A 7620-nucleotide genomic window follows, 5' to 3' on the forward strand; every position below is an offset into this window, starting at 1 on the left:
GAATCAATGTCAGATTCGTAAAAGATTGAATTTTCCCCTACTTCACCTCCGGAAAGATTTGTAAACATCGTTCCGACCATGCCGGATGCAGCACCTCTGTACGTGTACCGCAGCCCCGACGATGCTCCTACCGTCCCTACGTATCGCATATAAAGCGGAGAAATTTTTTCTTTTACAAATATTGTTCCCAGCATTTCAACCTGTTCGCATTGCTTCGTCTCACTCGCAATTTCATCCCATGTCCAATATGTCTCCGTCGTGTATGTCGTTTTTCCGTTTACCGTATGCGGAACCATTCTTGTGTGCATCGTATACTGTTCCGTAGTCTGGCTGATCTCTATATACTCCCCCTCAACGCCCGGATATCCTACAGGGTCAACAGCGGTAAGTTCTCCAAACACAAGTGCGTTTCCTATGTGTGTTCGCATCCCATACTCAAACGCCTCTGCGCGTTCTATCCGTACCGCCTTGCTGTATTCAGTGCATTTGCTGTCGGAGTAATTATCAATCCTCCCAGAGATAAAAAATCCTATGCTTGCCATAATTCCGACTATGGCTATGCTTGCAACGACTTCTCTCTTTGTGATCTCAATCCCCAGCACGTCCATAGCGATTACTCCTCAAAGAGTTTTTGCGGCGCATCCTTCGGAGCCGAATAGTCAAGATACTTAAAATTCATTCGCTCGTATCCAAGGATTCCAAGAAATATGTCGTTCGGGAATGCCCTCGTGTGCCTGTTGTATTCGCGAACCGCCTTGTTGTAATTCTCCCTGTACCCCGCAATAAGGTTTTCAGTGATGGAAAGCTCGTTCATAAGTTCCTTGTAGTTCTCGTTCGCCTTTAGCTCCGGATACGCTTCTGCTACAGCTGATATCGCCATAACCGCGCCGTCTATTCCACCGGAATCCACTCTCTTTTCAACAATTTCATTCAAAACGCTTGCTTCGTGTGCATTGTAGTGTTTCACACTGTCCACAAGGTTATAAACAAGATCGACTCTTCGCTTCTCCTGAATGTTTATGTCTGATTCAGCAGCGCTCACCTGTTCCTCAAGCGAAAACGCCCTGTTTCTGCAACTCTGCGTCCAAACCACAAACAACGCCAAAACTGCAACTACGCTTGTTGTAACAATCAACCACAATTTTCTGTCTTCCATTTTCTTTTCTCCTTAAAGTCCTAACTCTTCGAGAGTGTATCCGCGATCAAGTTCCATCCCTTGATACATTGTGTTAGGGTCAAATTCGGGAAGGTAAATATCATCACCATTTATCGTGATAGAAAGACGTTCTTTCTTTCCAATATTGGAACTCGTCTTCGCGATGCGAATCACCCTATCTCTCCACGGCTTAATCACCGCACTAAGATATCGCTTCTCTACCTTGTCCAGAATTTCAACCTTTGAACCATCAACCTTCGCAAGCCGATCAAGGCCACTTTCATCGAAGACCAGAGCGTTAAAGCCCTTTACCTTAAACATCCCAGGATCAACCTCTTTTTCCAGTTCGATTACGAACCTGTCTCCTGTCTTATACTTGCTCATCTATGCTCCTTTTCCATATCAGTTAAACGGCAGCCCTCCATCATCTGCGCTGTCCGGGATGGCCATGAAGTCCTCACTCTCCTGCACCTTTTGGCTTCTCGGCTCGGCAACATCCTTTCCGTCAGCGAAGAACAGCTTATCTGCCACAACATCTGTGGTGTATGCCTTCCGCCCTTCCTTGTTGGTGTAGCTTCCGGTCTGGATTCTTCCCTCAAGTCCGATACGCAGCCCTTTCCTGAACCACTTTTCCGCGAACTCCGCTGTTCTACCAAACGCAAGGCAGTTGATAAAATCTGCCGCCTGATGCTGGTCTTTCCTGCCCCTGTCAACCGCAACACTCCACCTCGCAATAGCAATAGGTGTCTCTCCGCTGGAATAGCGCAGTTCAACATCTCTTGTCAGTCTCCCGATCAAGCAAACTCTGTTCATCCTTGCCCTCCTAAAATTTTCTCAATCATGCTTTTGTTATCAGCTTCTGCCATGTACCCTCGTATGCTCTCTTCCGGGAACTGCACCTCATAAGTCATCACCGCAACGCGGTTTTTGATACGTTCATCGTAGGCCGTCCCGGATATTGGGCTGTTGGATGTGAACAGCGTCACTTTCCCGTTGATGTATCGCTGGTTGATGATGTCATAAAAAACGCTGTCAACCCACTCAGAGGCACGCTCCGCTCCAAAATCATCAATTGCGAGTATCTCTGTCGTGCTCAGATGTTCAAGAAGCTGACTTGTAGTTGTTTCACTGCCCCTATCCCATGTTGACTTAATCTCGTTGATGATCTGCCCGGATGTGGCAAACTTGGCTGTATGCCCGTGCTCCATCAGAAAGTTGCAAACACCACACATGAGCATTGTCTTCCCGCTCCCGCGTATTCCAGAGTAAAAATACAGGCCTTTATTCTTGCTCTGGTACTCTTCAAAGTTCGTCAGGTACTCTTTCACTACCGCGAGCGCTTTAGCCGCATTCTGACGCGCCTCAGCCTTTCTGTATGGCATCTTAAAGTCCGTAAGCTTAATTTCCCTGTACTTCTCAGGAATCGCCGCAAAGCGCATTCTGCGGCTTTGTATCTGCCTGTCGATCAAACCGCAGTCACACCTTCTGCTCATCAGCAGCCCGTTCTCATCCGTCCACTCGACATAGCCCGTATCCTTGCACTTTTCACACTCATAGGCCGGAGAGGTCAACAGTGAATCCCTCGAATCTCGGATCGCCGCCAGTCGGCTGACTATACGGCTTACTTCCTCCTTCACCGCTTACACCCCCTTTCTTGTCAAGATAGTCAGTAAATGGTGTGTTAGGGCCTAGAAACGTAGCCGCCAGCTTAATATATTTTTCCTCTGTTCGTTCTTTCCTGCATTGGTCTGCGTATCTTTTAACTGCTGTTATCAGCTCGTCCTCTGGAAAACCATCACCAAGCCGTGCCTTGTAGCACTTATATGCCTTAGTCTTCTCTTTTTTCCTCGGGTACGCCTCCCAAAGCTCCTCAAACGCCGGAGCGTAGCGACATATGTTTTTTATATCTTTATCCTTATCCTTATCCTTTTCCTTTTCCTTTTCCTTAGGTTCGACTTTGGTTCCTGTTTGGTTATCGTTTGGTTCCTGTTTGGTTATGCTTTGGTTATGCCTTGGTTCCGGTTTGGTTATGCTTTGGTTATGCTTTGGTTCCGGTTTGGTTCCGGTTTGGTTATCGTTTGGTTCCTGCGATCTCCCTCCCCTTAACCCGTTGCGATATCTTTTGTTGTTGGCATCTATCTGAGGCTTTGCCATCAGAAAAATTGCTTTGGCAACTCCGGAGGCTTCTATCACTTTTTCATTCAGCGCATACTCCATGATTGCACATATAGATTCTTTGAATTGCTCGCTGTCCAGATCTTTCAAAGCCTCATAAAAGCTTCGATAAAACAACACGCTTTCTCTCACATGCTTACCTCCTTCCTACAGGTAAGACCTTCCAAATTCTTTTATAAAATCTTTCCGGCTTCCTGCGTTTTTTTCATACCAGCCCTGGCACTGCTGTTTCCAAAGAAGGGAGATCCCAGAGTTGATGTGCTCATGTACCTTGTCATGCTGCCATGAAGGAATGCAGACAAGGAACCCGTACTTCTCGCAGTTCTTTCTGTTAGAGCCCGGAAAAACATGATGTACTGCGTAACTCCCGATTTGCAGTCGTGCCTTAAAATCAGGCTGTATAACGCTCCTGCAATCCTTTTTATTCATGAAGCACATACCTTGCAAAACTTACTGTTGCACCCTCTTCGTTCTTCTTGACCTCCATCTTTGTCTCGATGTCGTGTCCCTCGTGCCGGAGATCGTATATCCTTCCTGACAGCCTGTGAATGTGCATTCGCTCTGCGTCTATAGCTGTCATACTCCGGTATGTCCTTAAATGTGTGAGCACCTTTTCACACTGCGATCTTCTGTTGCTGTTCATGTGTCCACCTCCATGATTGTGATCTCAATTCGGGGATTCTCCCGGTCGATATAGAAGCTGTGCGTGGTATTCAACACATCGTCCCACCCGTCATTTTTGATGATCCCAGTTTTTTGCAAGGCATCCTCAAAGCTCTTGTCTATCGCAGAGAGGAGATTCATGCGATCATGGCGCTTATCCCCTGCAAATATCCGGTAATCAATGATGATAGGATTCTGTATCTTTACCTTCCGCAGCGACCGGGAAAAACGTATTGCATCAACGCACAGTGCGTCATTTTCGCTCTTCACTTTGTTGTGATAGCTTCTGCTGCGCTTATCGTAATATCGGCCGTTCAGAAGCTCGTTGAGCCCCTTCATCTGACCGGGAATAATAATCTTGTACTTCACCGGTCACACCTCCATCAAAATTTCACTGTGGTGTACCGGAGCTTTCAAGATTTTAGTATGCTTGCAGTAGTCGCAGCGTTCGCAGCGAATCGGCTCAACTTCCCCACTTTTCAGCGCTACGATCTTTGGAGTATTGGCTTCAACCTCAAGCAACTTTTCTTTCAACTCTTCATCAGTAAAACCATACAAGCCGATATCCGGCTCAGTTTCTTTAGACGCAGCCGCGATATAGAACGGCAATGTCTTTCCGGTGTTCTGTCTCACGATCTCCTGATAAGCTGCGGCTTGTATGTCATATCCCCAGTACGTCATGAAATCCATGCGATCAGCGTCCTTCACCCAAAAGCTCTCTGTAAGAGACTTCATAACTTTAAGATCAACAATCGCAATATTTTCAATGTAGCTGTCAATCTTGCACTTCCACTTTGCGCCGCCGATCTCTCCCGTCATGATGATCTGCTTTGCACCGCTCATAGCCATCATGAAAAGCTCGTCCCGCTCAATGCGGTTTATGATGTCGTTCGCCTTACGGTACTCAGCCTTCAAGTCTCCGCTCCTTGTGAAGATTTCCGGATGCTGGGCCTTGAAAACATCAAGTGTGCCCTCGAAATGAGCATCTACATAGCTGCCTACAAGCAAAGCTGATGTCTTAGGCATCTCCCACTGTCCGGAAAGCTTAGCAAGCGCCCTCTCCTCGCAGCCGAGTTTTCCCATGCTTCCGATGAAGTCCTTGTACTGGCTGACCGAGATATACTCCCGATCAGCCTCGAAACTAAAGTAGTTCTCACTTGTCAGAATCACTTGTTACACCTCCGAAAACGTTTTTGATCTCCGGTGCGGTTTTCAGGGCGGCTATATCATCCCCCTCATTTTCCACCGCACACCCCATCAAGGCGTTAGGGATATACACCCTTGCAAAGAACGCCGCCGCTCGATATGCAAGCATCTGCTGTGGCATCGTCAGCCACTTTGATCCAGGCTTCCCATACCACCCTTCCGCCTTTGCCATCTTGATCGTGATTTCGGTGCCGGTGATCTTCTCGCCGGTCACTTTGTCGGTCGCTTCTATATGGCATCCCCATTCATCTGTACCCTTATTTCCGGTATATACCGCTCTTACATCCTTATATTCAGGGCTTGCCTTGATTAGGCTCATGCACGCCTGCCCACTCCATGACGGTTTTCCCTTGACTACATACAGATTCTGCATGACCATCATCGGAGAGACACCCATGCGATTCGCCATGTCGACAGCGATTGCACAGTCCATAGGCTTGTTCTGATAGTTCTGCGGCACCAGCTGAGATTTCGCAAACATTTTTCCGATGTCATAGATATTCTGGAATCCTTCACGAGAGGAGAACACATCTTTGCTTAATTCTATGGACTGTTCTTCTACAACTTCCAGATCGGTATTTTCTGTATTCATTTAATCCCCCTTTACAGCTCTGTTACTGTCAGGCAATCATCATCCGTAGTCCGAGTTGCGATGAACTGTAACCCCTTCTCTTTGCACTTTCTGTAAAGCTCATTCCGAAGGTCTGTAGAAAGCTTCTCTACACCGTCAATCAGGATGATCTGTAAACCGTTCGGCTTCTGGATTGCTACATTGATGCAGAGATCAAGCTTTTCGCCCTCAGAAAGATTCGATACCGGAAGCCCATTAATCAGCGGGATACCGTCCTTTACTGTGAGACCCTTGATCGGAATCTGTGCCGTCTGAAGGATTTCTCCCGGAAGCTCGCGCGCCTTGGTGATCTTTGCCGTCAAGCTGTTTGTCTCTTCCTGAAGCTCCTCAACCTCTTCCTGAAGAGATACCATCCTGTCGTACTCGTTGAGGTGGGCCTTCATCTTCTCTGCATAAGCTGCCTTTTCTTCAAGTTCTGAGGTCAATTCAATTTCTTCATCGGCCTGTGCTCTGTACTCTTCCACCAGCGCATCATACTTTGCGATGTCGGTTTCGTATTTCTGTTCAATTACACTTGCCTTGTCCTGCCGTCTTTCATCCATACCCGCGAGCGCCCGCTCGTTTTCTGCAAGCTGAGCCTTTAAGCGTTCGTTTTCTTTTCCAAGACGTTCACGCTCTGCCGCAAGCTCACGATCAAGGGCAGCAAGTCCGATCTCCTTTTCTGCTTCAAACTTCCTGCACTTGCTGTCTCGCTCCTCGATAATCTGCTTTGCGCGGTTAATTTCAGCATTTTGTTTACGAATCGTCTCAATTTCTCTGTAAAGGCTTCCAAGATTTTCATTCTTCCAGTGTTCCGCATCGTAGCCCGCCGGGATAGCGCTTGCGATATCTTCAATAAAAGCCCGCTTGTTGCGAATGTCCCGGTTGATATCCTGTCTCCTCTGGAAATACTCTCCTTTTTCAGACTGAATATCATCAAGAACCGAGAGAATGTTCTGATCGTAGGACACCCAGTCAGGAATCTCACCGAACCACTCTTTGATCTTCTGCAAATCCCAGTCATACTGAATCATGTCAAGTATGATTGCGTTCTGCTTCTTTTCATCCATCTCCATGAACTCCACCGGAGAAAGCTGAAGCGGTGTAAAAAGCTCCCTTAAGAAACTCTCAGGGCTTCCAACCTCGCGCCCGTTCTGCTTTACAGACTTGTAATCAGCCTGATTCGTGCGAGCCTTGCGATTGATTCTCACTCCGGAATCAGTTTCGATCAGAATCTCTCCCTCTGTCTCTCCGGTTCTCACGATGTATTCACGGTCGGATTTGTTTGTCAGTGCATAACGTATCGCGTCGATAACGGAAGTCTTCCCTACTCCGTTTTTACCCTCAAGCTCTACGCTGGCGCTTCCGGCCTCGTACTCCTTAATCCCGTAGAGGTTACGAATCTGAATCTTTGATACTTTCATTTGCTTTTTCCTCCTAAATTGTGTATTATGAGGATAAATAAGGGTTTCCCTTATCTATCTTGAAATTCGCCCGCTGTCCGCTAAACCGCAGGGCGTTTTTCTTTTCTCCGTTTCCGCAGAGCTCAAGGCACATCTTCCACGTGGGAGGAGTCTTTCGAAGCTCCTCTGCGGCTCTAGCTTCCTTTGCCACTCTGATCTTCTTGAACTCGTACTTGAGCCCAAGCCTTACAAAGTCCCAGACGTGCTCGTCGTGCATTGTCGGGAACAACTTTCGCATCTTACTCATGCGTCCCCCTCTTCTTCGAGCATATTCTCTGCAAACTTGACGTATCTTTCGTACATCTTCCCTGACCTTTCCGAATCCTTGTAAGCCTTTTCAATCAGCT

The 7620-nt window shown here is 47.3% G+C and carries 12 protein-coding genes; all 12 read right to left on the reverse strand.

The window, feature by feature from the left end; genetic code table 11:
- The coding region (locus J2S20_RS11815) for a hypothetical protein (RefSeq protein ID WP_307255529.1) at window positions 1-608 on the reverse strand (608 nt) is incomplete at its 3' end.
- Window positions 609-613: 5 nt separating this feature from the next.
- Window positions 614-1156, reverse strand: coding sequence for a LemA family protein (locus J2S20_RS11820; protein ID WP_307255530.1), 543 nt, complete (start codon window positions 1154-1156; stop codon window positions 614-616).
- Between the two features lie 12 nt (window positions 1157-1168).
- Entirely contained in the window at window positions 1169-1540 is a 372-nt protein-coding gene (locus J2S20_RS11825; RefSeq protein WP_307255531.1) for a hypothetical protein, read from the reverse strand.
- An 18-nt stretch (window positions 1541-1558) separates the two neighbouring features.
- Window positions 1559-1969 (reverse strand): single-stranded DNA-binding protein, encoded by a 411-nt coding sequence (locus J2S20_RS11830; RefSeq protein ID WP_307255532.1) that lies wholly within the window; start codon window positions 1967-1969, stop codon window positions 1559-1561.
- On the reverse strand, window positions 1966-2793 hold the full coding sequence (locus tag J2S20_RS11835; protein ID WP_307255533.1) for an ATP-binding protein: 828 nt from the start codon (window positions 2791-2793) through the stop codon (window positions 1966-1968). Before J2S20_RS11835 ends, J2S20_RS11830 begins: the two co-directional genes overlap by 4 nt.
- Window positions 2708-3463, reverse strand: coding sequence for a DUF6291 domain-containing protein (locus tag J2S20_RS11840; RefSeq protein WP_307255534.1), 756 nt, complete (start codon window positions 3461-3463; stop codon window positions 2708-2710). The genes J2S20_RS11835 and J2S20_RS11840 overlap by 86 nt, the downstream gene beginning before the upstream one ends.
- A 289-nt stretch (window positions 3464-3752) precedes the next feature.
- The gene (locus J2S20_RS11845) at window positions 3753-3974 is read right to left on the reverse strand and encodes a helix-turn-helix domain-containing protein (protein WP_307255535.1); all 222 of its coding nucleotides are present in this window, start codon (window positions 3972-3974) and stop codon (window positions 3753-3755) included.
- Window positions 3971-4363 (reverse strand): RusA family crossover junction endodeoxyribonuclease, encoded by a 393-nt coding sequence (locus J2S20_RS11850; RefSeq protein WP_307255537.1) that lies wholly within the window; start codon window positions 4361-4363, stop codon window positions 3971-3973. Before J2S20_RS11850 ends, J2S20_RS11845 begins: the two co-directional genes overlap by 4 nt.
- 3 nt (window positions 4364-4366) lie before the next feature.
- Entirely contained in the window at window positions 4367-5164 is a 798-nt protein-coding gene (locus tag J2S20_RS11855) for a PD-(D/E)XK nuclease-like domain-containing protein (RefSeq protein ID WP_307255538.1), read from the reverse strand.
- Window positions 5148-5792 carry a hypothetical protein gene (locus J2S20_RS11860; RefSeq protein ID WP_307255539.1) on the reverse strand — a complete coding sequence of 215 codons (645 nt, stop codon included), beginning with the start codon at window positions 5790-5792 and terminating at the stop codon, window positions 5148-5150. The genes J2S20_RS11855 and J2S20_RS11860 overlap by 17 nt, the downstream gene beginning before the upstream one ends.
- 11 nt (window positions 5793-5803) lie before the next feature.
- On the reverse strand, window positions 5804-7234 hold the full coding sequence (locus J2S20_RS11865; protein WP_307255540.1) for an AAA family ATPase: 1431 nt from the start codon (window positions 7232-7234) through the stop codon (window positions 5804-5806).
- Between the two features lie 25 nt (window positions 7235-7259).
- Entirely contained in the window at window positions 7260-7520 is a 261-nt protein-coding gene (locus J2S20_RS11870; RefSeq protein WP_307255541.1) for a hypothetical protein, read from the reverse strand.
- Window positions 7521-7620: the final 100 nt, after the last annotated feature.

Source organism: Moryella indoligenes (genome assembly GCF_030812885.1).
GTDB lineage: Bacteria > Bacillota > Clostridia > Lachnospirales > Lachnospiraceae > Moryella > Moryella indoligenes.